This window comes from Pseudomonas imperatae (assembly GCF_057128625.1).
The window spans coordinates 72,087-99,057 of sequence record NZ_JBSKHP010000012.1 but is presented as its reverse complement, the minus strand read 5'-3'; the positions used below and the strand labels follow the sequence as shown (position 1 = coordinate 99,057).

At 65.4% G+C, this 26,971-nt stretch carries 23 protein-coding genes and 2 pseudogenes; 11 read left to right on the top strand and 14 right to left on the bottom strand.

Annotated elements, in window-relative coordinates:
• Window positions 1–16 precede the first annotated feature (16 nt).
• The 3 genes from ACWKWX_RS16830 to ACWKWX_RS16820 all read left to right on the top strand — a co-directional run bounded on the left by ACWKWX_RS16830 (window position 17) and on the right by ACWKWX_RS16820 (window position 4,154).
• Window positions 17–2,569: a sensor domain-containing protein gene (locus tag ACWKWX_RS16830; RefSeq protein WP_483828362.1), complete on the top strand. Its 2,553-nt coding sequence runs from the start codon at window positions 17–19 to the stop codon at window positions 2,567–2,569.
• Window positions 2,570–2,811: 242 nt separating this feature from the next.
• Window positions 2,812–3,507: a 3-oxoacid CoA-transferase subunit A gene (locus tag ACWKWX_RS16825; protein WP_416423872.1), complete on the top strand. Its 696-nt coding sequence runs from the start codon at window positions 2,812–2,814 to the stop codon at window positions 3,505–3,507.
• An 8-nt stretch (window positions 3,508–3,515) separates the two neighbouring features.
• Entirely contained in the window at window positions 3,516–4,154 is a 639-nt protein-coding gene (locus tag ACWKWX_RS16820; RefSeq protein WP_416423871.1) for a 3-oxoacid CoA-transferase subunit B, read from the top strand.
• 36 nt (window positions 4,155–4,190) lie between these two features.
• On the opposite strand, the gene ACWKWX_RS16815 is transcribed toward ACWKWX_RS16820, so the two are convergent.
• The 3 genes from ACWKWX_RS16815 to ACWKWX_RS16805 all read right to left on the bottom strand — a co-directional run bounded on the left by ACWKWX_RS16815 (window position 4,191) and on the right by ACWKWX_RS16805 (window position 5,710).
• The gene (locus tag ACWKWX_RS16815; protein ID WP_473006375.1) at window positions 4,191–4,592 is read right to left on the bottom strand and encodes a DUF1801 domain-containing protein; all 402 of its coding nucleotides are present in this window, start codon (window positions 4,590–4,592) and stop codon (window positions 4,191–4,193) included.
• 113 nt (window positions 4,593–4,705) lie between these two features.
• Window positions 4,706–4,948, bottom strand: a complete 243-nt coding sequence (locus tag ACWKWX_RS16810; protein WP_416423869.1) for a type II toxin-antitoxin system MqsA family antitoxin — start codon at window positions 4,946–4,948, stop codon at window positions 4,706–4,708.
• A gap of 117 nt (window positions 4,949–5,065) precedes the next feature.
• Window positions 5,066–5,710, bottom strand: coding sequence for a TetR/AcrR family transcriptional regulator (locus ACWKWX_RS16805; RefSeq protein ID WP_473006374.1), 645 nt, complete (start codon window positions 5,708–5,710; stop codon window positions 5,066–5,068).
• A 91-nt stretch (window positions 5,711–5,801) separates the two neighbouring features.
• Between ACWKWX_RS16805 and ACWKWX_RS16800 the strand changes: the two genes are divergently transcribed.
• Window positions 5,802–6,455, top strand: a complete 654-nt coding sequence (locus tag ACWKWX_RS16800; protein ID WP_483828361.1) for an O-methyltransferase — start codon at window positions 5,802–5,804, stop codon at window positions 6,453–6,455.
• A 400-nt stretch (window positions 6,456–6,855) separates the two neighbouring features.
• Here ACWKWX_RS16800 and ACWKWX_RS16795 read toward each other — a convergent pair whose 3' ends face one another.
• From ACWKWX_RS16795 to ACWKWX_RS16785, 3 genes are all read right to left on the bottom strand, one after another.
• Window positions 6,856–7,734: a pirin family protein gene (locus ACWKWX_RS16795; protein ID WP_483828360.1), complete on the bottom strand. Its 879-nt coding sequence runs from the start codon at window positions 7,732–7,734 to the stop codon at window positions 6,856–6,858.
• A gap of 100 nt (window positions 7,735–7,834) precedes the next feature.
• Complete coding sequence (locus ACWKWX_RS16790; RefSeq protein ID WP_483828359.1) at window positions 7,835–10,258, bottom strand: glucose/quinate/shikimate family membrane-bound PQQ-dependent dehydrogenase; 2,424 nt, start codon at window positions 10,256–10,258, stop codon at window positions 7,835–7,837.
• A gap of 388 nt (window positions 10,259–10,646) precedes the next feature.
• Window positions 10,647–11,684, bottom strand: a complete 1,038-nt coding sequence (locus ACWKWX_RS16785; protein ID WP_483828358.1) for a LacI family DNA-binding transcriptional regulator — start codon at window positions 11,682–11,684, stop codon at window positions 10,647–10,649.
• A gap of 120 nt (window positions 11,685–11,804) precedes the next feature.
• Between ACWKWX_RS16785 and ACWKWX_RS16780 the strand changes: the two genes are divergently transcribed.
• The gene (locus ACWKWX_RS16780; RefSeq protein ID WP_483828357.1) at window positions 11,805–12,707 is read left to right on the top strand and encodes a sugar phosphate isomerase/epimerase family protein; all 903 of its coding nucleotides are present in this window, start codon (window positions 11,805–11,807) and stop codon (window positions 12,705–12,707) included.
• An 89-nt stretch (window positions 12,708–12,796) separates the two neighbouring features.
• On the opposite strand, the pseudogene ACWKWX_RS16775 reads toward ACWKWX_RS16780, so the two are convergent.
• The 3 genes and pseudogenes from ACWKWX_RS16775 to ACWKWX_RS16765 all read right to left on the bottom strand — a co-directional run.
• A pseudogene (locus ACWKWX_RS16775) lies at window positions 12,797–13,228 on the bottom strand (methyl-accepting chemotaxis protein); the annotation flags it as partial.
• A 105-nt stretch (window positions 13,229–13,333) separates the two neighbouring features.
• Window positions 13,334–14,020: pseudogene (locus ACWKWX_RS16770) on the bottom strand (PAS domain-containing protein); the annotation flags it as partial.
• A 182-nt stretch (window positions 14,021–14,202) separates the two neighbouring features.
• A complete protein-coding gene (locus ACWKWX_RS16765; RefSeq protein WP_483828356.1) occupies window positions 14,203–14,712 on the bottom strand; it encodes a thioredoxin family protein in 510 nt (169 codons plus the stop codon).
• Between the two features lie 94 nt (window positions 14,713–14,806).
• Here ACWKWX_RS16765 and ACWKWX_RS16760 point away from each other — a divergent pair, with 94 nt between their 5' ends.
• The 4 genes from ACWKWX_RS16760 to ACWKWX_RS16745 all read left to right on the top strand — a co-directional run bounded on the left by ACWKWX_RS16760 (window position 14,807) and on the right by ACWKWX_RS16745 (window position 18,991).
• On the top strand, window positions 14,807–15,646 hold the full coding sequence (locus ACWKWX_RS16760; protein ID WP_483828355.1) for a LysR family transcriptional regulator: 840 nt from the start codon (window positions 14,807–14,809) through the stop codon (window positions 15,644–15,646).
• 230 nt (window positions 15,647–15,876) lie between these two features.
• Entirely contained in the window at window positions 15,877–17,076 is a 1,200-nt protein-coding gene (locus ACWKWX_RS16755; RefSeq protein WP_483828354.1) for an MFS transporter, read from the top strand.
• Between the two features lie 92 nt (window positions 17,077–17,168).
• Window positions 17,169–17,795 carry a hypothetical protein gene (locus ACWKWX_RS16750; RefSeq protein WP_483828353.1) on the top strand — a complete coding sequence of 209 codons (627 nt, stop codon included), beginning with the start codon at window positions 17,169–17,171 and terminating at the stop codon, window positions 17,793–17,795.
• A complete protein-coding gene (locus ACWKWX_RS16745) occupies window positions 17,795–18,991 on the top strand; it encodes a hypothetical protein (RefSeq protein ID WP_483828352.1) in 1,197 nt (398 codons plus the stop codon). The genes ACWKWX_RS16750 and ACWKWX_RS16745 overlap by 1 nt, the downstream gene beginning before the upstream one ends.
• A gap of 33 nt (window positions 18,992–19,024) precedes the next feature.
• Here the strand turns inward: ACWKWX_RS16745 and ACWKWX_RS16740 are convergent, their stop codons facing one another.
• Entirely contained in the window at window positions 19,025–19,915 is an 891-nt protein-coding gene (locus tag ACWKWX_RS16740) for a LysR family transcriptional regulator (RefSeq protein WP_416423857.1), read from the bottom strand.
• A gap of 104 nt (window positions 19,916–20,019) precedes the next feature.
• On the opposite strand from ACWKWX_RS16740, the gene ACWKWX_RS16735 reads away from it, so the two are divergent.
• Window positions 20,020–21,342, top strand: coding sequence for an MFS transporter (locus ACWKWX_RS16735; RefSeq protein WP_483828351.1), 1,323 nt, complete (start codon window positions 20,020–20,022; stop codon window positions 21,340–21,342).
• A gap of 31 nt (window positions 21,343–21,373) precedes the next feature.
• Window positions 21,374–22,648, top strand: coding sequence for a glucarate dehydratase family protein (locus tag ACWKWX_RS16730; protein ID WP_483828350.1), 1,275 nt, complete (start codon window positions 21,374–21,376; stop codon window positions 22,646–22,648).
• Here ACWKWX_RS16730 and ACWKWX_RS16725 read toward each other — a convergent pair.
• The 4 genes from ACWKWX_RS16725 to ACWKWX_RS16710 all read right to left on the bottom strand — a co-directional run bounded on the left by ACWKWX_RS16725 (window position 22,645) and on the right by ACWKWX_RS16710 (window position 26,936).
• Entirely contained in the window at window positions 22,645–23,328 is a 684-nt protein-coding gene (locus tag ACWKWX_RS16725; protein WP_483828349.1) for a GNAT family N-acetyltransferase, read from the bottom strand. The genes ACWKWX_RS16730 and ACWKWX_RS16725 overlap by 4 nt on opposite strands.
• 120 nt (window positions 23,329–23,448) lie before the next feature.
• Entirely contained in the window at window positions 23,449–23,925 is a 477-nt protein-coding gene (gene tli1a / locus ACWKWX_RS16720) for a Tli1a family immunity protein (protein WP_483828443.1), read from the bottom strand.
• A 274-nt stretch (window positions 23,926–24,199) separates the two neighbouring features.
• Window positions 24,200–24,688, bottom strand: a complete 489-nt coding sequence (gene tli1a / locus ACWKWX_RS16715) for a Tli1a family immunity protein (protein WP_483828442.1) — start codon at window positions 24,686–24,688, stop codon at window positions 24,200–24,202.
• Between the two features lie 64 nt (window positions 24,689–24,752).
• The gene (locus ACWKWX_RS16710; protein WP_483828348.1) at window positions 24,753–26,936 is read right to left on the bottom strand and encodes a T6SS phospholipase effector Tle1-like catalytic domain-containing protein; all 2,184 of its coding nucleotides are present in this window, start codon (window positions 26,934–26,936) and stop codon (window positions 24,753–24,755) included.
• Window positions 26,937–26,971: the final 35 nt, after the last annotated feature.

Here is a 26,971-nt window from a genome sequence, read left to right as displayed (position 1 = left end):
CAAGCAGGCCGTGCACATGACACCCGATACCGCAAGCGTCACCGCCAACGCCGTCCAACTGGCCGCCCTGCACCGGGTCATGGCCATGGCCTGGTTCAGCCCCGAGGGCACCTTGCTCGACGCCAACGCCAACTACCAGGCCCTGCTGGGCTATGGCGGGGTGGACCTGCGCGGCCGCCATCACAGCGCGTTCTGCCCGCCAACGTTGGTGAACAGCGCCGAATATGCAGCGTTCTGGCAGAGCCTGCGCGACGGCGGCTCGCGCTCGGGCGTCGCCGAGCGCCTGCGCCGTGATGGCAGCAGCTGCTGGCTGGAGGCAACCTACCTGCCGGTGCTGGATGAAAACGGACAGGTGGCGCAGATCCTCAAGATCGCCACCGACATCACCGCGCGGCTGGAGCAGGAACACGCCCAGCAGGAGCGCCTGAAGCTGCTGTCGATCGCCGCCGAGGTCAGCGACACCGCCGCGGTGATCACCGACCGCCAGGGGCTGATCACCTACACCAACAGCGGCTTCCGGCAGATGTTCGGCTGGAGCGACCACGAGGTCTGGGGCTGCGACCCCGCCCAGCTGCTGGCGCCGCGCGAGGACTCCAGCGCCGAGGACGGCGGCCACCGCGAGGCCATCGTCACCGGCAAGCAGGGCCAACGCTACTGGGCGCGCATGACCAGCAGCCCGATCGTGGATGACAACGGCCGGCTGCAGCACACCGTCACCCTGTTCACCGACATCACCGAGAGCAAGATCCACCGCGCCCTGCAGCACCAGGTGCTGGAAGCAGTGGCCCGCGAGCAGCCGCTGACCGAGGTGCTGGAGCTGATCTGCCTTGAAGTGGAACGCATCGCCCCCGAGGTCACCGCCTCGATCCTGGCGGTGGACGACCAGGGCCAGCTGCACTCCCTGGCCGCGCCCAGCCTGGACCCCGAATACTGCCGCCAGCTCAACGGCCTGAGCATCGGCCCCAAGGTGGGCTCGTGCGGCACCGCGGCCTGGCGCAACGAAGCGGTGCGCATCGACAACATCGCCGAAGACCCGCTGTGGGCCGACTTCCTCTACCTGGCCCTGCCGCTGGGCATCATCGGCAGTTGGTCTACGCCCATTCGCAACAGCGAAGGCCAGCCCATCGGCACCTTCGCCTTCTATTTCCATGCGCCGCGCAACGCCCACGCCGAGGCCTTCCACCAGCGCCTGGTGGACGCCTGCGCCAACCTCTGCGCCCTGGCGCTGGAGCGTGACGCGTCGCGCCATCGCATCCGCCAGCTGGCGTTCTACGACGGCCTGACCGGCCTGCCCAACCGCACCTTCCTGCAGACCCGCGCCGATGCCATCATCGCCAGCGGTGCCGGCAAGGCGCACCCGGTGGCGGTGCTGTTCATCAACCTCGACCGTTTCACCCAGGTCAACGACTCCCTGGGCCACCCGGCCGGCGACGAGCTGCTGCGCCAGGTGGCCGCGCGCCTGCGCCACGAGCTGACCGAGGCCGACATTGCCGCGCGGCTGTCGGCCGATGAATTCGTGGTGCTGCTCACCGACGGCGATGCCGAGCACGCCGCCCTGACGGTGGAGCGCCTACAGGCGCTGCTCAGCCAGCCCATGATCATCGCCCAGACCAGCCTGAGCATCACCGCCAGCGTCGGCATCGCCCTGTACCCGCTGGACGGCGCCACCATGGAAAGCCTGCTGCACCGCGCCGACATCGCCATGCACCAGGCCAAGAACAGCGGCCGCGGCGCCTTCCGTTTCTTCAGCCACGAGATGAACAGCGTCGCCCGCGAGCACCTGGCGCTGGAGTCGGCGCTGCGCCAGGCCATCGCCCACCGCCAGCTGCACCTGCACTATCAACCCCAGGTCGAATTGGCCAGCGGCCGCCTGTACGGCGTCGAGGCCCTGGCGCGCTGGCGCCACCCGCAGCTGGGCGACATCCCGCCAGGCCGCTTTATCCCGCTGGCCGAGGAAAGCGGGCTGATCGACGAGCTGGGCCGCTGGGCCCTGGACGAGGCCTGCCGGCAACTGGCGGCCTGGCGCGCCCAGGGTGTGGACGTGCCGTCGGTGGCGGTCAACCTGTCCTCGGTGAGCTTCCACCGCCTGGACCTGGCAACGCTGGTGGACGCCCTGCTGCACCGCCACCACCTGATGCCCAAGGACCTGATCATCGAACTGACCGAGAGCATCCTGCTGGACAGCAACCCCAGCACCCTGGACACCATCCAGCGCATCCAGGCGCGCGGCATCCGCCTGTCCATGGATGACTTCGGCACCGGCTATTCCAGCCTCAGCTACCTGCGGCGCCTGCCCTTCCACGAGCTGAAACTGGACCGCAGCTTCGTCGCCGACCTTGACCACAGCGAGGCCGCCCGCGCGCTCAGCCAGGCCATTTTGGGGGTCGGACAAAGCCTGCACCTGACCCTGGTGGCCGAGGGCATCGAAACCCACTCGCAGCGCGCGCGGCTGCAGGAACAAGGCTACCCGGTGGGCCAGGGTTACCTGTTCTCGCCGCCCCTGGCGCCCGCGGCGCTGGAGGCGTGGCTCAAGCAATGGGCGCGACGCCAGGCGCCGTCGATGAGCTGAAGGCGGTAAAAAGCGGCCTTATATCGCACAACAGTCCGATAATCGCACCAATTCAGCTTCAGGCACTCTCCCCCCACCCCCGTTTTGCGGCACGCTATAGCCATGACGCCAAGCGCCGCCCATTGGGCGCCTGGCGTCGCTGCCGACAGCGCTTCGGCTAAATTGATAACAAGAAGACGTGGCCATTGCCCGTGGCCCGTGCCTTGACTCATTCACACTCCAGGAAAAACCAGGAGCTCGCTTTGATCAATAAAACGTTTGAGTCCGTCGCTGCCGCGGTGGAAGGGATTGCCGACGGTTCGGTCATCATGGTGGGTGGCTTCGGCACCGCCGGCATGCCTTCGGAGCTGGTCGATGGCGTGATCGCCACCGGTGCCCGCGACCTGACCATCATCAGCAACAACGCCGGCAACGGCGAGGTTGGCCTGGCCGCGCTGCTGAAAGCCGGCTGCGTGCGCAAGGTGATCTGTTCGTTCCCGCGCCAGTCCGACTCTTATGTGTTCGACGAGCTGTACCGCGCCGGCAAGGTCGAGCTGGAAGTGGTACCCCAGGGTAACCTGGCCGAGCGCATCCGCGCCGCAGGCTCGGGCATTGGTGCGTTCTTCTCGCCAACCGGCTACGGCACCCTGCTGGCCGAAGGCAAGGAAACCCGCGTCATCGACGGCCGCAACTACGTGCTGGAAATGCCGCTGCACGCCGACATCGCGCTGATCAAAGCCTACAAGGGCGACCGCTGGGGCAACCTGGTGTACCGCAAGGCCGCGCGCAACTTCGGCCCGATCATGGCCATGGCCGCCAAGACCGCCATCGCGCAGGTCAATGAAATCGTCGAACTGGGTGAACTGGACCCTGAGCACATCATCACGCCGGGCATCTTCGTCCAGCGCGTGGTCGCCGTGCCGACCTACCCTGTTTCTTCGACCGCCAAAGCCGTTTGAGGCCCGCCATGACCCTGAAAAAACTCTCGCGTAACGAAATGGCCCAACGCGTGGCCGAAGACATCAAAGAAGGCGCCTACGTCAACCTGGGCATCGGCGTGCCGACCCTGGTGGCCAACTACCTGGGCGACAAGGAAGTGTTCCTGCACAGCGAGAACGGCGTGCTGGGCATGGGCCCAAGCCCGGCCGAAGGCGAAGAGGACGACGACCTGATCAACGCCGGCAAGCAGCACGTGACCCTGCTGACTGGCGGCGCCTTCTTCCACCACGCCGACTCGTTCTCGATGATGCGCGGCGGCCACATCGACATCGCCGTGCTGGGCGCCTTCCAGGTGTCGGTCAAGGGCGACCTGGCCAACTGGCACACTGGCGCCGAGGGTTCGATCCCGGCCGTGGGCGGCGCCATGGACCTGGCCACCGGCGCACGCGAAGTGTTCGTGATGATGGACCACCTGACCAAGACCGGCGAAAGCAAGCTGGTGCCCGAGTGCACCTACCCGCTGACCGGCATTGGTTGCGTGAGCCGCATCTACACCGACCTGGCCATTCTGGACGTCACCAGCGACGGCCTGAAAGTGCGCGAGATCGTCGCGGACATCAGCTTTGAAGAGCTGGAGAAGCTGAGCGGCGTGCCGCTGATCAAGTAAGCGAAAACCCTCGTAGCCGCTGCCGCCAGGCTGCGGCTACGAGCGTTTGGAGCGCCTACTCTGCTGATTCAAGGCCACCGCCGCGCGAATCAACGCCCTGAACGCCTCCTCATTCACAGCCTCCCCCTCGCGCAGGTCAATCGCCCGCCGCACATTGCCGTCCAGGCTGGCATTGAACAACCCCGCCGGATCCTCCAGCGCCGCGCCCTTGGCGAACGTCAGCTTCACCGCCTGCTTGTACGTCTCCCCGGTGCACAGAATGCCGTCGTGCTCCCACACCGGCACGCCTCGCCATTTCCAGGTTTCTTCCACCTGCGGATCCGCCGCCTTGATCAACGCCCGCACTTGGGCCAGGGTTGCGCCGCGCCAGTCGGCGAGGTCGTGGATACGGGCGTCGATGAGGCTTGAGGGGCTGGGGGTGTCGGCAGCGTCGGTCATGCGGGGGCTCCGATACGAACATGCCTATGAGCATAGTTTGTAGACGCGGCCAAGCTGGATTGGCCACGTTGAGGCAATGCAGGAAAATTCGGGGGCAGGAGCTGGCTTGCCAGCTAGCTTATGGGCCCCGAAAAGCTCGCTGGCAAGCCAGCTCCCACAAGGGTATCGAATTTTCGGAACGCCAGCATCGACTCGCTGACTCTTTGTGATTCCTGCGCCCCCAGTATTATTTCTTCACACCGCGCGCAGCGCTCAGCATGGACAGCGACGATATAGGTCGTCTTGCCCTTATAGGTATAGGGTAGGTCGAAGATGCCGGAGACCAGCTCTGTATGGCTACAGATAGGGCACTTCATGGTCAACGCTCCTTGAACGAGGCGCCCGACAGTAACCTGATAGTCCGCTTGGGCAATAGTCCGGTATTGTCAGTTTTCGTTGCAACAGACACTACGACTACGGGTCGGCGCCTGCATTCACCCCGTAGGGTCCGAGCCTCCCAACCCCATCAAATACGCACAAAACATATCCCCCATCGCCTTTGCATACGCCTCGATCTGCGCCGGGGTACGCGGGGTTTCGGAAAATCGTTTGCCCACCCCGCTCAAGGTCGCGAGCAGCAACTCCCCGGCCAGCCCACGCGTAGCGTCGTCAGCCTGCGGCAGCACCTCCAGCAGGAAGCGCTGGAACGCGCCCTCGCCCGCCGCCCTCGCCGCCTGGGCTTCGGGGGCGTCGCGGTACAGCGGGGCGGCGTCGTCCAGAGCCACGCGCATGGCGGCTTCTTCGCATTCGGACTGGATGAACGCGTGCACCAACTGCCGCAGGCGCTGCAAGGGCGGTGTGGCGGCGTCGGCGAGTATGGCGCTGAGCAGGTCGCTGGTCTGGCGCCATTCCTCGCTCTGCAGGCGGAACAGGATCGCGGCCTTGTTGGGGAAGTACTGGTACAGCGAGCCGATGCTCACGCCGGCCTTCTCCGCCACCCGCGCGGTGGTGAAACGCTGGGCACCTTCCTGGGCCAAAACCTGAGTGGCGGCCTGGAGAATGACCGCCACCAGCTCGGTGGAACGGGCCTGGCGCGGCTGTTTGCGCTGTGAAATCGGGGGTGCGGGGCGTTCGCTCATGGGGGCTCGGGAATGCGAATAGAAAATGTGATGGATTGATCGCATTCTAGACCCACACCCACACCGCTGCACACTCACCCTGGAGAATGCGATGAATACCCTGACCTGCGCGCCCCTCGCCGCCCTGCTGGAGCGCCTGTTCGACGAAGCCGAAGCCTACCACCCGGACATGTCGCAGCTGCCAGCCGAGCAGCTGGCGCAGCTGATGCAAAGCAAGACCGGTTACCGCGAGCTGTACAGCCGCCTCAAGGACTTCGCCCTGCCCGTGTCACGCGCCACCGGCAAGCTGCTGTACCTGCTGGCGCGCAGCAGCCAGGCGACGACCATCGTCGAGTTCGGCACCTCGTTCGGGCTGTCTACCCTGCACCTGGCCGCAGCCCTGCGGGACAACGGCGGCGGCCGGCTGATCACCAGCGAGTTCGAAGCGTCCAAGGTCGCCATCGCCCGGCAGAATCTGAGCGCCGGCGGGCTGCTGGACCTGGTGGAAATCCGCGAAGGCGATGCCCTGCAGACCTTGAGCCGCGACCTGCCTGCGCAGATCGACCTGGTGCTGCTGGACGGCGCCAAGGCGCTGTACCCGGAGATCCTGGCACTGCTGGAAAGCCGCTTGAAGCCCGGCGCGCTGATCGTCGCCGACAACGCCGACCACAGCCCCGAGTACCTGGCAAAGGTGCGCTCCACGGCCAGCGGCTACCTGTCGCTGCCGTTCGCCGAGGACGTGGAGCTGTCGATGCGCGCCCTGTAGCAGCGGCGGGGCGGCCATCCGCCGCAGGCCGCGTCCGAACACACCGCGCATCCCCAGGCACACCGCGCCGTTGCCGGACGCAGCCTTCGGCAGCTGCTACGCCAACTCCCTTGTAGCAGCGGCCGCAGGCCGCGTCCCAGACGCTGCGCAGGGGCTGGCGCACCGTGCGTGCAAGACGCCGCCTGCGGCAGCTGCTACATCCTGTGGGAGCTGGCTTGCCAGCGAGCTGTTGGGGCCATAAAAGCTCGCTGGCAAGCCAGCTCCCACAAGACAGTTGCTGCTACGCGAATGCGTAACCGCTTGGATCGCGTGGCCTGCCTCGCGGCCAAGGCCGGCTCCAACCACGAACGCTGTAGGAGCCGACTTTAGTCGCGATGCAGACGGCGCCATTTCAAGACAGTTACTGCCCCACCTCCAGCAGCTTGCCATCGCCATTGAACTTGCCCGCCTGGTAATCACGGATGGCCTGCTCGATCTCGCCACGGGTGTTCATCACGAACGGCCCGTGGGCCACCACCGGTTCGTCGATCGGGTCGGCGTGGCCGAACACCAGCACGGCGTCGCTGCTGGCGTCGATGGCCAGGGTGTCGCCGTCGGCGTTCAGGCTGACCAGGTGCCACGGCTTCACCGGCGTGCCGCCGATGCTCACCTGGCCGCTGACCACGTACAGGAACACGCTGCGCGTGGCCGGGGCCGGCAGTTGCACCTGGGCGCCCGCCTGCAGGCGCAGGGTGCTCATGAACACGCCGGTCAGCGACGGGATCGGCCCCTGGGTGCCCTGGAACTGGCCGGCAATCAGGTTGAGCACGCCCTTGCCGTCGGCCACCAGCAGCGCCGGAATGCCATCGGCCTGCACGCCGGTGTAGCGCGGCGCGGTCATTTTCAACTTCGACGGCAGGTTCACCCACAGCTGCAGGATCTCCAGCGGGCCGCCGCTCTGCTTGAAGCTGGGTGGCGACACTTCGGCGTGGATCAGGCCGCTGCCAGCGGTCATCCACTGCACGCCGCCAGCCTCGATCACGCTCTCGTGGCCGCCGGTGTCGTAGTGCGCCAGGTTGCCGGTGAGGATAAAGGTCACGGTCTCGAAACCGCGGTGCGGATGCGGGCCGAACGGCAGGCCGTTGTTGTTCGGCGCGTACACCTGCGGACCGTGGTGGTTGAGGAACAGGAACGGGTCGACCTGTTCCAGGCCCGGGCCGGGCAATGGCCGGCGGGTAATCAGGTCGGCGATGTCATCCCGGTAGGCCGGGTGGCTCGCAGCGACGGTGCGGCTGGTCATGGGTGCGCCTCGCGGTAAAAATCAAATGGTACGCCAGTGGCCACGCATAAAAAAACCCGCTGCCACCCTGGGGGCGACAGCGGGCTTTCACGCGAGGGTCTTACTTGCTGTCAGGCAGCGCGTAAGCGATCACGTAGTCGCCACGGTCGGTCGACTGGCGAGCGCCGCCGGCGGTGATGACGATGTACTGCTTGCCGGTTTTCGGCGAAACGTAGGTCATCGGGCCGCCCTGGCTGCCGACTGGCAGGCGGGCTTTCCAGGCTTCTTCACCGTTGGCGGTGTTGAACGCACGCAGGTAGAAGTCCTGGGTACCGGCGATGAACACCAGGCCACCTTGGGTGGACAGGGTGCCGCCCAGGGTTGGCATGCCGATTGGCAGTTGCAGGTGCATGCGGATGCCCATCGGGCCAGTGTCCTGCACGGTGCCGACCGGCACTTGCCATGCAATCTTCTGGGTCTTCATGTCAACGGCGGTCAGGGTACCGAACGGCGGTGCCTGGCAAGGGATGCCGGCTACCGACAGGAAGCGGTTCTTGTTCACGGCGTATGGGGTGCCTTTCAGCGGTACAGCGCCCATGCCGGTGTTCAGTGCTTCACCACCCGAGGAGGCCTTGGCGTCTTTCTGTTGCGGCACCATCTGGCTCCACAGGCCCAGACGCATGTCGTTCAGGAAGATGAAACCGTGTACCGGGTCAGTGGAGATGCTGCCCCAGTTCATGCCACCCAGCGAACCTGGGAAGCTCAGCGACACGTCGCTGCCCGGTGCGGTGTACAGGCCGTCGTAGCGCATTTTCTTGAAGGCGATACGGCACAGCATCTGGTCGAACGGCGTGGCACCCCACATGTCCGATTCGGTCAGGGTCTGCGCGCCAATCTGCGGCATGCCAACCGATTTCGGCTGGGTAGGCGAGTACGGCTCGTTCGGGATGTTCGACGGCTTGACCGGTACTTCTTTCACTTCGGTCAGCGGCTGACCGGTGTGGCGGTCCAGCACGTAGATCTGGCCGGCCTTGGTACCAATCACCACGGCAGGGACCTTGGTGCCGTCAGGCTTGGCAAAGTCGATCAGGCTAGGCTGCATCGGCAGGTCGAAGTCCCACAGGTCGTTGTGGACGGTCTGGTAGACCCACTTCTCTTCGCCGGTGGTGGCGTTCAAGGCCAGTACCGAGGCACCGTACTTGTGGTCCAGCTTGGTACGTTCAACACCGTAGATGTCGGTGGACGAGCTGCCCATCGGCAGGAACACGGTGTTCATGGCCGGGTCGTAGGACATCGGCGCCCAGCTGTTCGGGGTGCTGCGCACGTAGGTCTTGCCAGCTTCCGGCGCTTGCTTGTCTTGCGGGTTGCCCGGGTCGAACGCCCAGCGCATCTTGCCGGTGACCACGTCGAAACCACGGATCACGCCGCCAGGCATGTCGGTCTGGACGTTGTCGGCTACACGGCCGCCCACCACTACGGTGGTACCGGCCATCAGCGGTGCCGAGGACAGTTGGTAGTAGGAGTCAGGCACGTCGCCCAGGCCGGCTTTCAGGTCGACTTGACCGTTGTTGCCGAAGTCCTTGCAGTACTCGCCGGTGTCGGCGTCAACTGCGATCAGGCGGGCGTCGATGGTGTTGGTCAGCAGGCGACGCTGGCACATGGCACCTGGGGCAACCGAAACGGCGGCGGCTGGCGTGCTGCCATCGGTAGGCGCGGCGACAGCGGCGGTGGCGTCGAAGTACGCCAGGCCACGGCAGCGCTGCCAGACCTTGCTCTGGGCGTGGTTGTCACGCTTCCACAGCTCTTTGCCGGTGTCGGCGTCCAGGGCGATGATGTTGTTGTGCGGGGTGCAGATGAACACCTTGTCGCCAACCTGCAGCGGGGTGTCCTGGTCTTCGGCACCGTTGCCGTCGCTGACGGCCACGTCACCGGTGTGGTAGGTCCACACGGGTACCAGCTTGGAAACGTTGCTGCGGTTGATCTGGTCCAGCGCGGCGAAGCGGCCACCACCTTCATCGTTACCGTAGTGTTTCCAGTCTTTCTGGGCGTGAGCCGGGTCAACCTTGGTCAGGCCTGGGCCGTCGCCGGTCGGGGACACCGAGTCATGCGGGATGAACATGCCATAGGCACCGGCCACCACGCCGACGGCCAGCAGGCCGCCCAGCGCGTAGCCACCCTTGCCACCGGCCAGGCCATTGGCCTTGCGCAGGGTCGGGTAGACCAGTGCTACCACCAGGCTGAGGACAGCCAGGGCGAACAGGCGCGACACCTGAGGCCAGAACACAAAGCCGGCATCGGCGATGGCCCAGATGACGCTGGCCACCATTACAACGGCGAACAGCCAGGCACCGGCCAGGCGCTGCTTGAACAACAGGACGGAGGAAACCAGCATGCCGACGCCGGCCAGTACGAAGTACCAGCTACCGCCAACGGACGCGAGGTAACCACCCAGCCCGATGTAGAGAAGTGCAAAAACCAGCACGCCCAGACCGGCGACCCATGCGGGCCAGCGGCTGACGTTTGCCGAAGTTCGAGTGTTAGTCATGTACATGATCCTACTGACGCATGAACGTTGCGGGGAAGTTTTAAGAGTAGTGGAGGCCTCGGCTTTTGGAAGCCAAAGCCTTGACAATGTTCACCGTGGGGCTTGCAAGGTCTGCGCACCGCCCTGGGCGATGCGACTCGCCAGCTTGGGTCGGTGACCACTTAAACGCAATTAACTAATCAGTTAGTTACTGAATGTAAGCATACCAAAAAATCACGTCCCTGCGACAAGTTGTCATTTGATCGGGGGAGAAACACTGTTGTTTGGATGGTAACAATGGGGCGCCACGCCCCGTAGCAGCGGCCCCAGGCCGCGTCCGCGAACGCCACGGTTTTCCAGGTGCACCGCGTAATGGCGGGACGCGGCCTGGGGCCGCTGCTACGGGTTGTCATAGGCTTTCGCGGACGTCTACTTGCAGGGGCACGATGACTGTCTGGCCGGCTACCGGCTGCGCCAGCGCCGCCACGGCGCGTTCGGCCAGCGCTGCCACCGGCTGCGACAGCACCGCGTGCAGCAGGCCCTCGGCTGCCGCGTCGCGGGTCAAGGCCGTGACCTCGTGGCACACCACGATGGGCAAGCGCGCGCCCCGCGCCTTGAGCTCGCGCAACGCCCGCACCACCCCGGCAATGCCGCCGCCGGCCACGTACAGCCCGGCCAGGTCCGGCGTGCCCATCAACAGGTCCAGGGTGTTGCCGTAGGCGAAGCCGTCGTCTTCCAGGGTCAGCCGCGCGGCCAGCAGCTCCCACTCCGGGGAGTGCTCGGCCAGGTAGCTGCGAAAACTCAGTTCGCACAGCTCCTGGCACTGGAAGCTCTGGCTGCTCAGCACCACCGCCACCGGCCCCGGCTGCCTGGCCAGCTGCGAGACGAACCAGCCAGCGGTGCGGCCCATGCGCCGGTTGTCGACGCCGACGTAACCGGCGCCCGCCGCCGCCGACAGCGCCGACACCAGCGCCACCACCGCCACGCCGCTGTCGCCCAGCCGCGCCACGGCCGCGCGGATCAGCGGGTGATCCACGGCCACCACGCCCAAACCGTCCACCTGCCCGCGCAGGGCCAGGATGCGCTCGGCGACCTTGGCCGGGTCCAGCTCATCAAGGTAAGCAATCACCACGCGAACGCGGGCATGGGCGTAGTTGACGGCGGCTGCAGACAGCGCCTGGGCCAGCCCCTGGTAGAACGCGACGCCGCTCTTGTGCAGCAGAAAACCCAGGCGCACCGTGGGCCGGTGGGTCAGCAGGCGCTGCTCGATCACCGCCTTGGCATGGAAGCCAACCTTGTTCGCCGCCTCGGCAATGCGCTGGGCGGTGTCGGCGCGCACATCAGCGCGCAGGTTCAGCACGCGGTCGACGGTGGACAGGCTGACCCCGGCTTCACGGGCCACGTCGGCCATGGTCGGACGGCGGGAGTGCTGGGTTCGCTCTGACATGTCTTGACACCTCCTGCCCGCATCATGAGAGGTTCTGACACATTAAGCCAGCGGCTCATGGCGCCCCGCGCCTGGCCCGCCTAGCATCAGCCCGGAGAATAAAAACAATGGAGCGCCGCCATGAAAATCGCCCTGGACCCGTATATGCACCGCCACCTGAGCCTGCCAGCGCTGTGCCGCAAGAGCGCCGAGCTGGGCTTCGAGTACCTGGAGCTGTCGCCCCGCGACGACTTCCTGCCCTGGTGGGTGCACCCGCGGGCGCACAAGGAACGCATCGCCGAGTTCAAGCAGGCCCTGCGTGACCACAACGTGCAACTGGCCTCCCTGCTGCCCATGTACCGCTGGGCCAGCCCCCACGAAGACGAGCGCCGCACGGCGGTTGAACACTGGAAGCGCGCCATCGAGGTGGCGGTGGAGATGGGCTGCCAGACCATGAACTCCGAGTTCGGCCGCGGCCCCTCGCCCGACCGCGGCCACAGCGTCAGCTGCTGCGGTGGCGTGCACAGCCACGAGTCCAGCGAGGCGGCGTGGTGGCGGTCGATGGAGGAACTGGTGCCGATCCTCGAGCGCGAGGGCATCACCCTCAACGTCGAGCCGCACCCCGAGGACTGGTGCGAGACCCTCAACCCGGCGCTGGACATCATCAAGACCGTGGGCTCGGCCAACGTCAGGTTCCTGTACTGCGCGCCGCACACCTTTCACTTCGGCGACGACATGGCCGGCATGATTGGCCAGGCCGGCACGCTGATCAACCACGTGCACATCGCCGACACCTACAATCACAAGGCATCGTCCGGGCTGCGCTACATCATCAACCCGCCGGGGGCGAAGGTGACGGTGCACCAGCACATGGACATGCACCAGGGCGAGATCGACTGGGACATGTTTTTCGGCGAGCTGGCGCGCACCGGGTTCGACGGCATCGTCACCGCCTGCGTGTTTGGCTGGGAGGAGCGCGCGGACGACTCCGGGCGCTTCATGCGCCAGGAGATCCAGCGGTACGTGGATAAGTACTTCCGTTAAGTCATGAGCAGTGTGGGAGCTGGCTTGCCAGCGAGCTTTTCAGGCCTTGACAGCTCGCTGGCAAGCCAGCTCCCACAACAACGCGTGCATCAACTCAACTGGTGCGCGAACCGCCCTACTGCGTCCACCACCTTGCGCGCGCCTTCCTGGATTTCGACGATCACCTCACCAGCCTGGCTGGCCAGTTGCACGCCCTGCTCGGCCTGCTGCTTGCTGTGGGCCATCTCGCGCACGGTGCCTTCCACCAGGGTCTGGTTCTGCTGCACCACGGCGGCGATTTCCTCGGTGGCGGTGCTGGTGCGCCCGGCCAGCTGCCGCACCTCATCGGCCACCACCGCGAAGCCCCGGCCCTGCTCCCCGGCCCGCGCCGCCTCGATGGCGGCGTTGAGGGCCAGCAGGTTGGTCTGCTGGGCGATGCTGCTGATGGTCTGGATGATCGAGCTGATCAACAGCGACTGCTTGCCCAGGGCTTCGACGCCGGTGGACGCCGACTGCATGTCATCGGCCAGCTTGCGCATGGTCTGCACGGTGTCGTTGACCACCACGGCGCCGCGCTGGGCGGTGACGTCGGTCTGCTGGGAGATGCCGTAGGCGGTGTGGGCGGCGGCGTTCACTTCCTCCTCGCGCGCCACCTGGTCGCTGACCACGGTGGCAAATTTCACCACCTTGCACAGCTTGCCCTCGGGGTCGTACACCGGGTTGTAGGTAGCCTCCAGCCACACCGGGTGGCCGTGGGCGTCGACACGCTTGAAGCGCCCGGCGACGAACTCGCCACGGTTGAGAGTGGCCCAGAATTCGGCGTACCGGGGCGAGTTGGTCTCTTCGCTGGTGCAGAACTGCCGGTGGTGCTGGCCCTTGACCTGGGCCAGGGTGTAGCCCATGGCGCGCAGGAACTGGTCGTTGGCCGACAGCACGTTGCCTTTGAGGTCGAACTCGATCACCGCCGTGGAACGCAGCAACGCGTCGATAAAGGACGTGCTTTCAGCGGCCTTCTCGATGTTGGCGGTGATGTTGTTGGCGAAGCAGCGGATGTGGGTCAGGGTGCCGCTGGCGTCCTTGATCGGCTGCCAGTGCGCGCGTATCCACACCAGCACGCCGTCGGCGCGCAGGAAGCGGTAGTCATCGGTGATGGAGCGGGCCGAGCCGATGGCGGCCATCAGGCTGTGGTAGCACGGCAGCTTGGACACGTAGCTGGGTACGATCTCGGCCATGGGCCGCCCCACCAGTTGCGCCACCGAATAGCCCAGCGCCTTGGCGAACCCCTCGTTGCAGCCGTCGATGCGCATCTGCGGGTCGAGGCTCAGCGTCAGCATTTCCCGTTGCAAGCCGTCGACGAGCTGGCGCAGCTCATCGAGTTCGGCCGATTGTTCAGCGAGCTGCTTTTTTATTTGGGTGTTGAACATGAGCCGATGACCTCCTTGTGGTAAGGAGAGTATCGGCGAGGTTTTTCGGGGGATAAGCACCGTTCGGCGGCTTTTATCCCCCGCCCGCCGGGCTATGCGGCGAGTTCGGCGCTTTCCAGCAGCGCCAGCACGTCGGTGAGGGTGGCTTCCAGGCACTGGCCGGCCTTGTAGGCGGCCAGCACCGCTTCGCCGCCGTCGATCACCGCCTGGGGTCGCTCGATGAATAGACCGATCTGTTCAAAATCAGCGCTCAGCACCACCACCAGCGGAATGGAGACCTTCTCCAGGCCCAGGCGCTCGCGCAACGCCTGTTCGGCGCGGGCCTTGGTGATGATGCCCAGGCGCACGCGCGGCTGCACGCGGCACAGGTAGTTCAGCGCCGCCAGGTTCAGCTGGCAGTCCGGGCACCACATCTCGCCGGCGGCCAGCAGGTGGTAGGTGCCTTTCAAGGAAGCCAGGCGCTGCAGGGTCGCCTCGCTGATGCCGGCGGTGTCCAGCGCTTGGCGGGCCTGGGCGACGGTGGCACGTTCGGCGGGCAGGCCGGCGGCGGCGAAGGCGTCGAAGCCCTGGCCGATGGGGAAGAGTTCCGAGTACGGGGTCATGGGACCGGTTTTCCTGATGCTGCAAAGTGCCCCAGTGTACGGCAGCGGCGCCGTTTTGGCCTATCATCTGCCCTCGTTCATTGTGGAACCTGTCATGTTCGACTGGGAAGACCTGCGTTATTTCACCCTCTTCGCCAAGCTTGGCTCGCTGTCCGCCGCCGCGCGCCAGCTGCGCGTCGACCACGCCACCGTGGCCCGGCGCATCGCCGCGCTGGAGGCCGCGCTCAAGCTGAAACTGGTGGACCGCCGCCAGCGCGCCTACGTGCTGACCGAGGACGGCCAGCGCGTGAGCCAGTTCGGCGAGCAGATGACCCTGTCCTCGTTCGCCCTGGAACGTTTCGCCGGCGGCGAACAGGCCCAGGTGCAGGGCGAGGTGGTGGTGTCGTCGCCACCGGCCTTCGTCGGCAGCCTGATCGCCCCGCGCGTGGGCGAACTCACTCGCCGCCACCCGCTGCTGCAGCTGCGCCTGATCGGGGCCAAGGCCCGCGCCTCGCTGACCCGCCGCGAGGCCGACATCACCATCAGCCTGATGCGCCCCAGCGAGCCCACCCTGGTGGCCCGGCGCCTGGGCCAGATGGAGTTTCGCCTGTACGCCAGCCCCGACTACCTGGCGTGCACCCGCGACTACAGTTTCATCGGCTACGACGACAGCATGGACGGCTCGGCGCAGCAGAACTGGCTGCTGGAACAGGCCAACGGCCGGCCCATCACCCTGACCAGCAACGACCTGCGCCTGCAGGCCATCGCCGCGGCCGGCGGCGCCGGTGTGGTGTCGTTGCCGGCGTTCATGGCGGCGGAGCACCGCCTGGTGCTGGTGGACCCCGACGGACCGTGCCTGGTGCGGGAGATCTGGCTGGCGGTGCATGAAGACGTGCGCAACGCGGCGCCGATACGGGCGGTGATGGATTTCATCGTGGAGTGCGTGGGGGCCTGAACCTATACGCGCACCACCGTAGCCGCTGCCGAAGGCTGCGCTGGCCCTGGAGGCCACCGGAGATCTCCAGTGTGAATGAGGGCCAGCGCAGCCTATCGGCAGCGGCTACGGGGCTGGTCTTTCGCAGGCTGTGCATTTTTGCATACCCCAGATGCGCCCTTGGGGAGTTCTACCCGTGCGACCACGCGACTAGCATCGCCCCCCTCGATTCACAGCACGGTACTCCCCCCATGTCCGCATGCCCCTCGGCCCTCACCGCCGCCCCGCCCACCACCAACGCCCCGCTGCTGCGCGCCGCCTGGGTGGTGACGGCGGTGTTTATGCTGTCCAACGCCGCCACCCCGCTGTACGGCCACTGGCAGCAACAGCTGGGCTTCGGCGCCGGCACCCTGGCGACGATCTTCACCTGCTACATCCTCGGCCTGCTGGCCACCCTGCTGGTGGCCGGGCAGCTGTCCGATCACTTTGGCCGCAAGGCCCTGCTGCTGCCGGGCCTGGGCCTGGCGATGGGCGCAGCCGTGCTGTTCCAGCTCGCCGACAGCGTCGCGGCGCTGATGCTGGCGCGGCTGCTGACCGGCGTGGCGGTGGGCATCATCGTCTCCGCCGGCATGGCCAACGTGGTCGACCAGGCCGCCGACAGCCACAAGCGCCAGGCCTCGCTGCTGGCCTCGGTGGCCATGGTGCTGGGCGCCGGCACCGGGCCGTTGCTGGCCGGCGTGCTCGCGCAATACAGCGCGCACCCGGTGGCCATCGTCTTCAACCTGGAACTGGCCTTGCTGGCCCTGGCGCTGTGGGTGGTGCTGGCGCAGCCACGCCAGCCCCGTGCCACGTCCGCCTTGAAACTGCGGCTGCCCCGGGTGCCACGGGACAGCGTCGGCCATGTGCTGCGCGGCATCGCCTTCTTCGGCCCGGGCATCACCTGCACCTCTTTCGTGCTCAGCCTGGGGCCGGGGCTGTTCTCGGCGTTCGCCCACGTCAGCAGCCCGCTGATCGCCGGCGGCACCGCGTTCGCCATGTTCATGGTCGGTGTTGGCGTGCAGTTCGCGGTGCAGCGGCTGGCGGTGAAGCGCATCTTCCTGCTCAGCGGGCTGGCCACGGTGCTGTCCATGGCCACCCTGTGGTTGGCGGTGCAGCAGGCGTCCATTCCCTGCCTGATCGTCGCCGCCCTGCTGGCCGGCGCCGGCCAGGGCCTGGGGCAGTTGGGCGGCCTGAGCCTGATCGCCCTGCACGTGCCGGCCAACCGCCGCGCCGAGGCCAACGGCGTGTTCAACATGGGCGGCTACGTGCCCGCCGGGGCCTTGCCGGTGGTGGCCGGGCACCTGATCGACCTGCACGGCATGGCCGTGGGGGTCAGCGTGCTGGCCGGGTTGATTGCGGCGCTGGCGCTGGCCGCCCTGCTGAGCCTGGGACGGACTGATCGGCCAAGATGAAACATGGCGCGGTGCTATCGCTGCCGCCAGGGCGCTCGGGTATTCTGCGGAACCGCTGCCCCAGCGGCAGGCTCGATCAGGATGGGTGTTGAATGGATGCACCGCGCAAAGCGAACCCCGCCACCCCGGCGCAACTGGCCGCCGGGCGTGTCATTGCATGCTCGATCGCGGCCAGCGTGGCGGTCTCCGCTGCCTTGGCGGCTTTCAGCCTGTTGGCCCCCTACTCCCTTTCGCCCACTGGCAGCGCACCACCCACCACCCTGGGCACTGCCGAGCGGCAAGCCCGTGAATCCGCATTCAACGCCAGCCTGCCCCTGCCGTTGCAACAGGTAGACAAGGCCGATATACCCAAGGCGGCCGCCACCCTGCACCTGCCCAAGGGCACGCACTTGTCGGTGTGGACCAGCGCCACGCCTGCCCCGCCCGCCGACACCCACGCCGCGCCGCGCCTGGCCTGGGTCAGCCTGTGGGACTCGGACCGCGACAACGGCGACGTGGTACGGCTGTTCAGCGCCGGCTATGGGCGCACCCTGTCACTGACGCGCCAGCCGCAGACCTTCGCCATTCCCGTGGCCAGCGACGGCCAGGTTGTCCTGTACGGCGTGCGCGAAGGCCCCGGCGGCGGCATCACCCTGGGGTTCGGCTCGGGGCCCCACCACGTGCTGCTGCCCGTGATGGCGGTCAATCAACGGCTGTCCTTTACCGTCAAGGTGCAATGATGCGCGCATTCCGTGAGTGGGCTCTCTCCCTGGCCCCTGTCGCCGCGTTGGCGACGGCACTGATGTTTGCCCTGCCGCTGTGGCTGAAGCTGCCTGGCGTCGATCCCACGCTGCAACGCCTCGGCGTGGCCATGGCCGGCGTGGTGCATCGCGGCGCCTGGTTGCTGCTGGGGCTGGTACGGGCGGGCTGGTTGCTGACCTTCGTCGGCATCTTCCATGAGCGCCAGCGCCGCCGGCAGGCGTGGCCCGCCGATGGCCACTGGCTGGTCAGCCTGTTGAACCGTTTTACCGGCACCCCGACGGCGCCCCCGGTGGCCTCGCTGTGGGCCCGCGCGCCATGGTGGCGGGCCAGCGTGCTGGGCACGCTGGCGCTGACCGCGCTGTTCATCACCTTCGGGCCACTGTACCGGCCGCAAGCGGTAATGAACCTGCCACCCATGGCGGAGGTAGTGACTTATACCCCGCCGGGTGGCAGCACCGCCGCCCCCGGCAACATGGCTATTTTCACCACGGCCGAGCCGCCGGTCGTCGCCATGCCCTCGACGCGGCCGTTCACCAACAGCTTCGCCATGGACGGCTTTGAGCTGCCCCTGCCACCCGGCCAGTGGCTCACGCTGGCTGGCGGCGACGCCCGTGAGGGCAACGCCGTGGGCAAGCACTACCTGCTGGGGCAAATCGAACACGGTAGGCTGATGGCCGCCGTGCAGGTGACCAGCCTGCGCAACCGCACGCAACTACTGAGCTTTCACGGCAAGGGCTGCGACGCCTTGCACGGCCCCTCCGTCTATTCCCAGGAACGGGAGCCAGCCTCCTCGGCAGACCACCAGAGCTGCTGGCGCCTGAGCCACGTGTTCACCCCACCGCTGCAGCACTGGCACGACGCTGCCGTGCCCATGAGCATGCTGATGCGCACCGGCGCCGCCACCCTTGCCGCCAGCCACGTGGGGTACGCCCAGGACTACGTGCAAGTGGAGTTCATCAGGGCCGAGCCCTGGGGGCTGCTGGAGGCCAGCTACTGGTTCAACCCGGAGCGCGAGGGCATTGCGTCCGACCCGGCCGAACTGCCAGGCAATTCGAACTGGCGCGCAAGCAACGTCTCGCGTTATCCCGAGAAACTGGCTTTTATCGACGGGCTGAAACAATGGGGCGGGATCTTCCGCGAGCGCTTCGACCGGGCCTTCGACGCAGGCAAATGACAGGTGCGGGGCCAGCGGCTACGGGGGGCGTGACTACGTGATGGTGGCGTTGCGAATACCCTCCAGCAGCATCGCGAACGCCGGGTTGTCGTTGTCCTCGCGCCAGATCAGGTGCAGCTCGCTCTGTACCCCCTCCCCCAGGTCGATGTCGCGGAACACCACGTTCTTGAACACCACGCTGGTGGCGCAGCGCGGCACCAGCGCCAGGCCCAGGCCGGCGTTCACCAGCGCCAGGATGGTCAGCGACGAGCCCAGCCACTGCACGTAGTCGGGCGCCACCCGCGCCGAACGCAACATGCCGGTAAGCAGTTCGTTGAACGGCGGGTAGGCGGCATGGGAGTACATCAGGAACGGCTGGCCATCCAGGTCGCTGACCTTGACCTCTTCGCTCGACGCCAGCGCATGGCCGCGCGGCACCGCCAGCACGAAGGGTTCGCGCACCAGGCATTCGGTGGCGTAGCCCGGTTCCAGCAACGGCGCGCGGGCGATGCCCAGGTCGATGCGCCGGGCGCGCAACGCCTCGTGCTGGGTGTAGGTGTTCATCTCTGCCAGGTCGATTTTGACGTGGGGCTGCTTCAGCCGCGCCTCGGCGATCACCTTGGGCAAAAACTCGTACACGGCGCTGCCGACGAAGCTGATGGCCACCGCGCCAATGTCGCCCTCGGCAAACCGTCGCGCCGCCACCGCCGCCTGCTGGGCGCGCTCCAGCAGGTTCTGCGCCTCGACGAAGAACGCCCGCCCCGCCGCCGTCAGCGCCACGCTGCGGGTGCTGCGGGTGAACAGCTCGACGCCCAGGTGGTGCTCCAGCAGCTGGATCTGCCGGCTCAACGGCGGCTGGGTCATGTTCAGGCGCTCGGCGGCGCGGCGGAAATTCAGCTCGGTGGCGACGGTGGTGAAGCAGCGCAGTTGGGTCAGTTCGAACATTGATTCAATCCAGGTATCAATCAACAGCCAGGTTAGATTAGACGGGAACAATGTACCCGTCCATCATCGGCCTGTCCCCACAAAAACAATACCGGGAGTCGCCCTTGAAAACCCTCAACCCCAGCGTGCTGGAACAGGCCGCGGCCAAGGTCAAGCGCCATGTGCTGCCGCTGTTCGTGGTGATGTTCATCGTCAACTACATCGACCGCGTCAACATCGGCTTCGTGCGCAGCCACATGGAAGCCGACCTGGGCATCGGCGCGGCCGCCTACGGCCTGGGTGCCGGGTTGTTCTTCATCGGCTACGCCCTGTTCGAGGTGCCGTCGAACATCCTGCTGCAGCGCTTCGGCGCCCGCGCCTGGCTCACCCGCATCATGTTCACCTGGGGCGCCGCCGCCATGGCCATGGCCTTTGTGCGCGGCGAGACCAGCTTCTACGTGCTGCGCTTCGTGCTGGGCGCCGCCGAAGCCGGGTTCTTCCCGGGCATCATCTACTACTTCACCCAATGGCTGCCGGCCGCCGAGCGCGGCAAGGCCATGGCGGTGTTCCTCAGCGGTTCGGCCATCGCCTCGGTGATCTCCGGGCCGGTGTCCGGCGCGCTGCTGAGCATCAACGCCCTGAGCTTGCATGCCTGGCAGTGGATGTTCCTGATCGAGGGCGGCGCCTCGCTGGTGCTGTGCGGGTTCGTGTGGTGTTGGCTGCAGTCGCACCCACGTGAGGCGCGCTGGCTCAACGAGGCTGAAAAGCAGGCGCTGGAAAGCTGCCTGGCCGAGGAACAGCGTGCCCGCGAGGCCCAGCACGTGGTGAAGCCGTCGATGTTCAAGCTGCTGGCCGACCGACAGATCGCGCTGTTCTGCTTCATCTACTTCTCCATCGCCCTGACCATCTACGGCGCCACCTTCTGGCTGCCGAGCATGATCAAGCAAATGGGCAACCTGGCGGACTTCGAGGTGGGCCTGTTCAACTCGGTGCCCTGGCTGATCTCCATCGTCGCCATGTACGGCTTCGCCGCCGTGGCCGCGAAGTGGAAGCACCAGCAGGCCTGGGTGGCCGTGACGTTAGTGGTAGCGGCGCTGGGCATGTTCATGTCCACGGTTGGCGGGCCGGTGTTCGCCTTCGTCTCCATCTGCTTCGCCGCCATCGGCTTCAAGGCTGCCTCGGCGCTGTTCTGGCCCATTCCCCAGGGCTACCTGGACGCGCGCATCGCCGCCGCGGTGATTGCCCTGATCAATTCCATCGGCAACCTGGGCGGCTTCGTCGCGCCGGCCACCTTCGGCTTTCTTGAACAGACCACCGGCAGCATCGAGGGCGGCCTGTATGGCCTGGCCGCCACCTCGCTGGTGGCTGCGGTGGTGATCTTCTTCGCCCGCAGCACCCCGGCCCCGCGCGCGCCCAAGCCACGCAAGGCCGCGGTTGCCATCGCCTAATTCGTCGAGCCTGCCTTCAGGAGCATTACTTTTGAAAATCAAGCGCGTCACCGTCACCCCCATCGCCTTCCGCGACCCGCCGCTGCTCAACGCCAGCGGCATCCACGAACCCTTCGCCCTGCGCTCGATCATCGAGATCGAGAGCGACAACGGCTACATCGGCCTGGGGGAAAGCTACGGCGACGCCCCGGCGCTGGCCATCCAGCAGCAGCTGCAGAGCCAACTGATCGGCCTGGACCCGTTCAACCTCAACCGCCTGCGGCAGATCGTCGAGGCCACGGTGGCGGCCAACCGCACCAGCTCCCTGGCCGGCGCCGAACTGGCGCCCGGCTCCCATGCCAGCAAGGCAGTGAGCAACGCCTACTCCGCGTTCGAGGTGGCCTGCCTCGACCTGCAGGCGCACGCCCTCAACGTGCCGTTGGTGGACCTGCTGGGCGGCGCCCTGCGCGACAAGGTGCCGTTCAGCGCCTACCTGTTCTTCAAATACGCCCAGCACATTGACTCACCCTACAAGCCCGACAACTGGGGCGAGGCGCTGAACGAGGAACAGATCGTCGCCCAGGCCGCGCGCATGATCGAGGCCTATGGCTTCAAGAGCATCAAGCTCAAGGCCGGCACCCTGCCGCCCGAGCACGAGGTGGCCTGCATCAAGGCACTGAAAAAGGCCTTCCCCGGCTACCCGCTGCGCATCGACCCCAACGGCAACTGGTCGCTGGAGACCGCCATCCGCATGGCCGAACTGCTGGGCGACGACCTGCAGTACTACGAAGACCCCTGCCCCGGCCTGGACGGCATGAGCACGCTGCACAAGCGCACCGGCCTGCCGCTGGCGACCAACATGGTGGTCACCGACTTCGACGAGTTCCGCCGCAGCGTGGCGCTGGACAGCGTGCAGATCGTGCTCGCCGACCACCACTATTGGGGCGGCCTGCGTGACACCCAGACGCTGGCGAAGATGTGCCAGGTGTTCGGCCTGGGCGTGTCCATGCACTCCAACTCGCACCTGGGCATCAGCCTGATGGCCATGGCCCACGTGGCCGCGGCCGTGCCCAACCTGGACTACGCCTGCGACACCCACTACCCCTGGCAGGAGCCGGACGAGGAAGTGATCAAGGGCGGCAAGCTGCCGATCGTTGACGGCTGCGTGAGCATCAGCCGCGCGCCCGGCCTGGGCCTGGAGCTGGACCACGACCAGCTGGGCAAGCTGCACGACCAGTACCTGAGCTGCGGCATCCGCCAGCGTGACGACGTGCGCCAGATGCAGCGCTACAAACCGGATTGGAAGACCGTGAAGCCGCGTTTCTAAAGGCCCAGGTGCACCTTGACGAACGCCTGCGCCTCGCGCGCCAGGGCGTCAAGGTGCCGGTCGCGCTGCTTCTCGGCGTTGACCATGGCGGGCTCGCCATGTTGCTTCAACAGGTAGGCATGAATCTGCCGCACCTCTACCGAACGGTAGATGGGCGCGGTGTCCAGCACCGGCGTCAGCCCCTGGGAGGCGTGGTCGCGGGTGTTCATCAACACCTGCGAGCCGCGCGTGCCGATCACCTGGAACCCCAGGGCCTGCCCGCACGCCACCTGACTCACCGCGCAGCCCAGCTCCGCATGGGGGTAGCGCGCCAGCACCTTCTGCACCATGGCCCTGGCAATGCCCTGGCGCCGATGCCCGTCCTTCACCGCCAGGAACAACAGCGAACACGCCTCGGCGTCGCCGCTCAGTGGCAGGTACAGGGCAAAGCCCAGCAGCTGCGACGGGTCCTCGTCATCCAGCGCCGCCACCACCTCCACCGCAAAACCGCGCGAACCGTCCATGGCCTGCAGGTACTGATACACCTCATAACCCACGCCGTACTGGTACAGCGGGTACAGCGCATTACCGGCCGGCAGCGCCACCTGGCTGATGGCGGTGAGGTTGTCGATCACCAGCTGCTGGATCTGCGCCTGGAACGACTCGGGGGGTGGGGTTTGGAACAGGGTGATACTGGGCATTGAAGGCAGCTGCTCTGGTTGAACGTTCAGCATTGTACCGTAGCAGCTGCCGCCAGGCTGCGTCCCAACCCCCACGATTTGCGGCGCCTGGGACGCGGCCTGGTGGCCGCTGCTACAGGTTTAGTGCTCTTTTTGGGGACATGACGGGGGGTTCGGTGAGCGAAGTGGCGCTTTTATGGGGTAGCCGGGGCTGCCGTATGCATGGCATGAGGTGGTGACTTGCACGTCATCGCAGGGGAGAAAGTGAACAGTGATTCCGCAGGTTTGCTGGTTGGTGTAGTCCGCCACTGACACCCACTTGTCAAGGCTACGCGTCTGAGCCTCGACCTTCTCCTTCCATGCAAAAAACTTGGGACGGTCGGCGAACCCCGGAAAATCCTCGGAGTAGGCACTACCTGTCTGCCACTCTATGCGTACACCCATATCCGGATGCCAAATTGCTGGTACTGCGTAGCAGCAACCACCGCCTCCGCTGCGGTAAGGTCCAATAATATCCACTGCCGACCGACCATCGACGCTGAAGTGGTTGATGGCCTGCCCTGTGTGATTGATACCTACGATTACGTTGGCCGAAACCGGGCCAGCAGCAACCCCCATCAGCAAAGCGACGAAAAGCCTTCTGGCATCGATGCTGTAATCAGGGCCGCGATAGGTCATCAATTCCCCCTTGTCGTGTTCCAAGCGCCAGGCATGCGGCGCGGTTGATCCCGGACTCTAAGGACTTCAAAACAGAAAAGATGTAGGACATATCCGACCCTAACCACGCTTTTTCCGAAAACCCGAAAGCCCCGTAGCAGCTGCCGAGAGGCTGCGTCCAAGGCCACAGGATTTGCGGCGCCTGGGACGCGGCCTGGTGGCCGCTGCTACAGGTTTAGTGCTCCTTATGGGGACATGACGGGGGGGTCGGTGAGCGAAGTGGCGCTTTTATGGGGTAGCCGGGGCTGCCGTATACATGGCATGAGGTAGTGACTTGCACGTCATCGCAAGGGAGAAAGTGAACAGTGATTCCGCAGGTTTGCTGGTTGGTATAGTCAGGTACCGAGACAATCTTGCTATGTCGGCGTTTTTGCGCCTGGACCTTGTCGAGCCATGCGTCGTATTTGGCTTCATCCGCAAAACCGGGAAACTCGTCAGCCAGCTTGCTGACCCCGCTGGCACCGGTTTCCCAGTCTATCCGTACAGTCATTCCGGGTTGCCAGCGAGCAGCGGTCCTAAAACAACAAGCCCCGCCCCCGCCTTGATAGGGGCCAATGCTATCGATGGCCGAACGCCCGTCCACACTAAATTGCTCTATGCCCCGATGAGTGTGATTTATGCCAACGATTACATTGGCGGAAACCGGGCCAGCGACGATCCCCATCAGCAAAGTGGTGCACCACGTTTTGATGGAAGCTGCCCATTTGTGAAGAGATTGGCAGCTGCTCTCACGCCAAATCATCGGCTGCCTCGTCCTCCAGTTGGGCGTGAAAGGCAGCCCATCTGGCATTAATCGCCTGCTGGGCCCTCGCGATATGTTCTGGGTCCCGGGGAAAATATGCCATGCCGGAGGTGTCGATTTCGCCGTGAATCGCCACTTCCCTGCGGCTGGCTGTACCAAAGAACACCATGCGTTCGCGGAAATAGCTGCCCATTGGCTCGCGGCCGAACGAATGGAGAAACCAGGCACGAGAGTCATGTACCTGATCGTCGAACAAGTCTCGCAACAGCCCTTCGGGCATGCTCGCGTTGCGATACTCATCGACCTCGCCACGAATGTTCTCGTCGACATGGTTGCGATAGCCTGCAAAGGGCGGAAACAAGCGACTGACCTTTTCCCTGCCAGATGCCTTCATGTGCAGCGCCTCGGCATACACATTGGCAGTGATGATGCGGGCGACGAACGCGGGAGGGCCGTAGGCCGGTACCAAACGGTTGAGTGCTGCCGCCATCAAGCGGTCATTGCGGTAAGCCTTGGCGAACTCCTCGGCAGCTTCGCGCAGCTGTGTGCGCGCCAGGTCAGGATCGAAGGCCGGGATGCCGGGATGCATTGGGGCCTTGTCACTTCCATAACGTTGGAGCGACACCTGTACCTTGCGCTGTTCTTCGATCGCTGCCTGACGGTTGTTTCGCTGTGTTTCCGCCAAGCTGCGGCTGAGGCCATCACTGTGGCTATCAGTCGCTTGCTTATAGAATGGGGTGTTTTTCAAGCTGGCGAAGGCGTAACGGTCTATGCGCCAGGCGGTGATCCAGCCTAACTGAATGCGCAATGCTCGCTCCAATGAGGTATCCGCGACCACTGGCTGGAAGCTTGAACAAACTTCATTTGAGTTAGGGGCCGAGATGAGTGCGAGCCCCAGGGTCACTTGACGCCAGGCATTGAAGCGACGAACAAGATCAGATGAGATTGCGAACTGCGTCGAGGTGGTCAGGTCCATTACCCTGGACTGTCGATCATATAAATTGATCGGTGAAGCAGCACTCGGAACTTTTAAGGGCGCGCCATGAGCAAATGCATCCGCATACAGTTCATGCAGCGCGAGCTGTGAAAGTAGAAGACGGTCATCCCTCCCGACGCCTCGGCCCTGATCGCCCGGCAAATACCCACCCCCTAAATCCGAATGCACCCCGGGATAAATCACCTCAATGCAATTAGGCGGATAATCCCCAGTCTGCCGACGAATCGACTCAAGTGGAAAACTCACCCGTTGTTCATGAGCCGCCACCAAATGCAGACAGCGCTTGACCAAGCCACTGGCTGGCAACTGCTGATTGCCGTCAGCCCACCCCATGTGGCCGCGCGCGCCAGGCACTATGTCGGCTATACCCACTGAGGCTACCGTGTCGAGAATCCCCAGATACTCTACGGTGATGGGTATTTCCAGATCGCCAAATGACAGGGTCGGACGCGAGCGCATTAATTCGTCCAACCAACTGACAAATGCGCGCGCTGCGGCCGCCCCTCGAGAAAAGCCATACACGTAAAGCTTGATACCCAACAACTTGCAAACCCCTGGCGTGGGTTGCAGCACTGCATAACGCAGTGGGGCCTCTATGGCGCTAAGTTGTTTGGTGAACTCGGCCAAGCGGTGGCGTTGGCCGCTCACTCCCTCGAATCCCGGCCAGGTCCCCATGGACTTGACGGCTGCCGACAACACTTCGGTGGCTAGCGGCGGCTGGTCTAGGGTTCGACGGATGGCGTCGATGATCATCAACAACCCCCAGTTGATGCGTTCTTCGCCGAACCAGGCACTGGCCAACCCGGCGGTGCTGTAATCAAGATCACCCATTTCCGGAAACGGCGTGCCTACCCCCGGCATGTAATATTTGAAGTACGAACCCAGCCCGACCCCCGCATTGTCAATAAGCCCGCGAGCCTTATCACCTTGATGTGTTGTTCCACCCGCAATGCCATCCCCAATGCAAGCGCGAAAAAGCCGAGCGATGTTGGTCGGGTGGGGGACTTCCGACTGCAGCAAGTCGTTATTCAGGTTATTGCCAGTGCCGTCGAAGAACAGGCTGATATGCAGGGTTTTGCAGCAGGGTGGCGTCACGCGATAGTTTGCGGCAATGGACAGGGCATCCTGGTAGTCTCTTTCCATGCTCTCTTGACGATGAATGTTTCGGGCCACTTGCCCCGCCTGCCGTGGCAGCCGCCCCGCCTCTG

Bases quoted from the DNA above. Each gene is read 5' to 3' on its own strand.
- tli1a (WP_483828442.1), bottom strand. From the start codon at position 24,688: ATGGGGATCGTCGCTGGCCCGGTTTCCGCCAATGTAATCGTTGGCATA.
- ACWKWX_RS16785 (WP_483828358.1), bottom strand. From the start codon at position 11,684: ATGTCAGAGCGAACCCAGCACTCCCGCCGTCCGACCATGGCCGACGTG.
- ACWKWX_RS16805 (WP_473006374.1), bottom strand. From the start codon at position 5,710: ATGAGCGAACGCCCCGCACCCCCGATTTCACAGCGCAAACAGCCGCGC.
- ACWKWX_RS16830 (WP_483828362.1), top strand. From the start codon at position 17: ATGACACCCGATACCGCAAGCGTCACCGCCAACGCCGTCCAACTGGCC.
- ACWKWX_RS16810 (WP_416423869.1), bottom strand. From the start codon at position 4,948: ATGAAGTGCCCTATCTGTAGCCATACAGAGCTGGTCTCCGGCATCTTC.
- ACWKWX_RS16740 (WP_416423857.1), bottom strand. From the start codon at position 19,915: ATGTTCGAACTGACCCAACTGCGCTGCTTCACCACCGTCGCCACCGAG.
- ACWKWX_RS16760 (WP_483828355.1), top strand. From the start codon at position 14,807: ATGTTCGACTGGGAAGACCTGCGTTATTTCACCCTCTTCGCCAAGCTT.
- ACWKWX_RS16820 (WP_416423871.1), top strand. From the start codon at position 3,516: ATGACCCTGAAAAAACTCTCGCGTAACGAAATGGCCCAACGCGTGGCC.
- ACWKWX_RS16725 (WP_483828349.1), bottom strand. From the start codon at position 23,328: ATGCCCAGTATCACCCTGTTCCAAACCCCACCCCCCGAGTCGTTCCAG.
- tli1a (WP_483828443.1), bottom strand. From the start codon at position 23,925: ATGGGGGTTGCTGCTGGCCCGGTTTCGGCCAACGTAATCGTAGGTATC.
- ACWKWX_RS16790 (WP_483828359.1), bottom strand. From the start codon at position 10,258: ATGACTAACACTCGAACTTCGGCAAACGTCAGCCGCTGGCCCGCATGG.
- ACWKWX_RS16745 (WP_483828352.1), top strand. From the start codon at position 17,795: ATGCGCGCATTCCGTGAGTGGGCTCTCTCCCTGGCCCCTGTCGCCGCG.
- ACWKWX_RS16765 (WP_483828356.1), bottom strand. From the start codon at position 14,712: ATGACCCCGTACTCGGAACTCTTCCCCATCGGCCAGGGCTTCGACGCC.
- ACWKWX_RS16750 (WP_483828353.1), top strand. From the start codon at position 17,169: ATGGATGCACCGCGCAAAGCGAACCCCGCCACCCCGGCGCAACTGGCC.
- ACWKWX_RS16800 (WP_483828361.1), top strand. From the start codon at position 5,802: ATGAATACCCTGACCTGCGCGCCCCTCGCCGCCCTGCTGGAGCGCCTG.
- ACWKWX_RS16780 (WP_483828357.1), top strand. From the start codon at position 11,805: ATGAAAATCGCCCTGGACCCGTATATGCACCGCCACCTGAGCCTGCCA.
- ACWKWX_RS16815 (WP_473006375.1), bottom strand. From the start codon at position 4,592: ATGACCGACGCTGCCGACACCCCCAGCCCCTCAAGCCTCATCGACGCC.
- ACWKWX_RS16755 (WP_483828354.1), top strand. From the start codon at position 15,877: ATGTCCGCATGCCCCTCGGCCCTCACCGCCGCCCCGCCCACCACCAAC.
- ACWKWX_RS16795 (WP_483828360.1), bottom strand. From the start codon at position 7,734: ATGACCAGCCGCACCGTCGCTGCGAGCCACCCGGCCTACCGGGATGAC.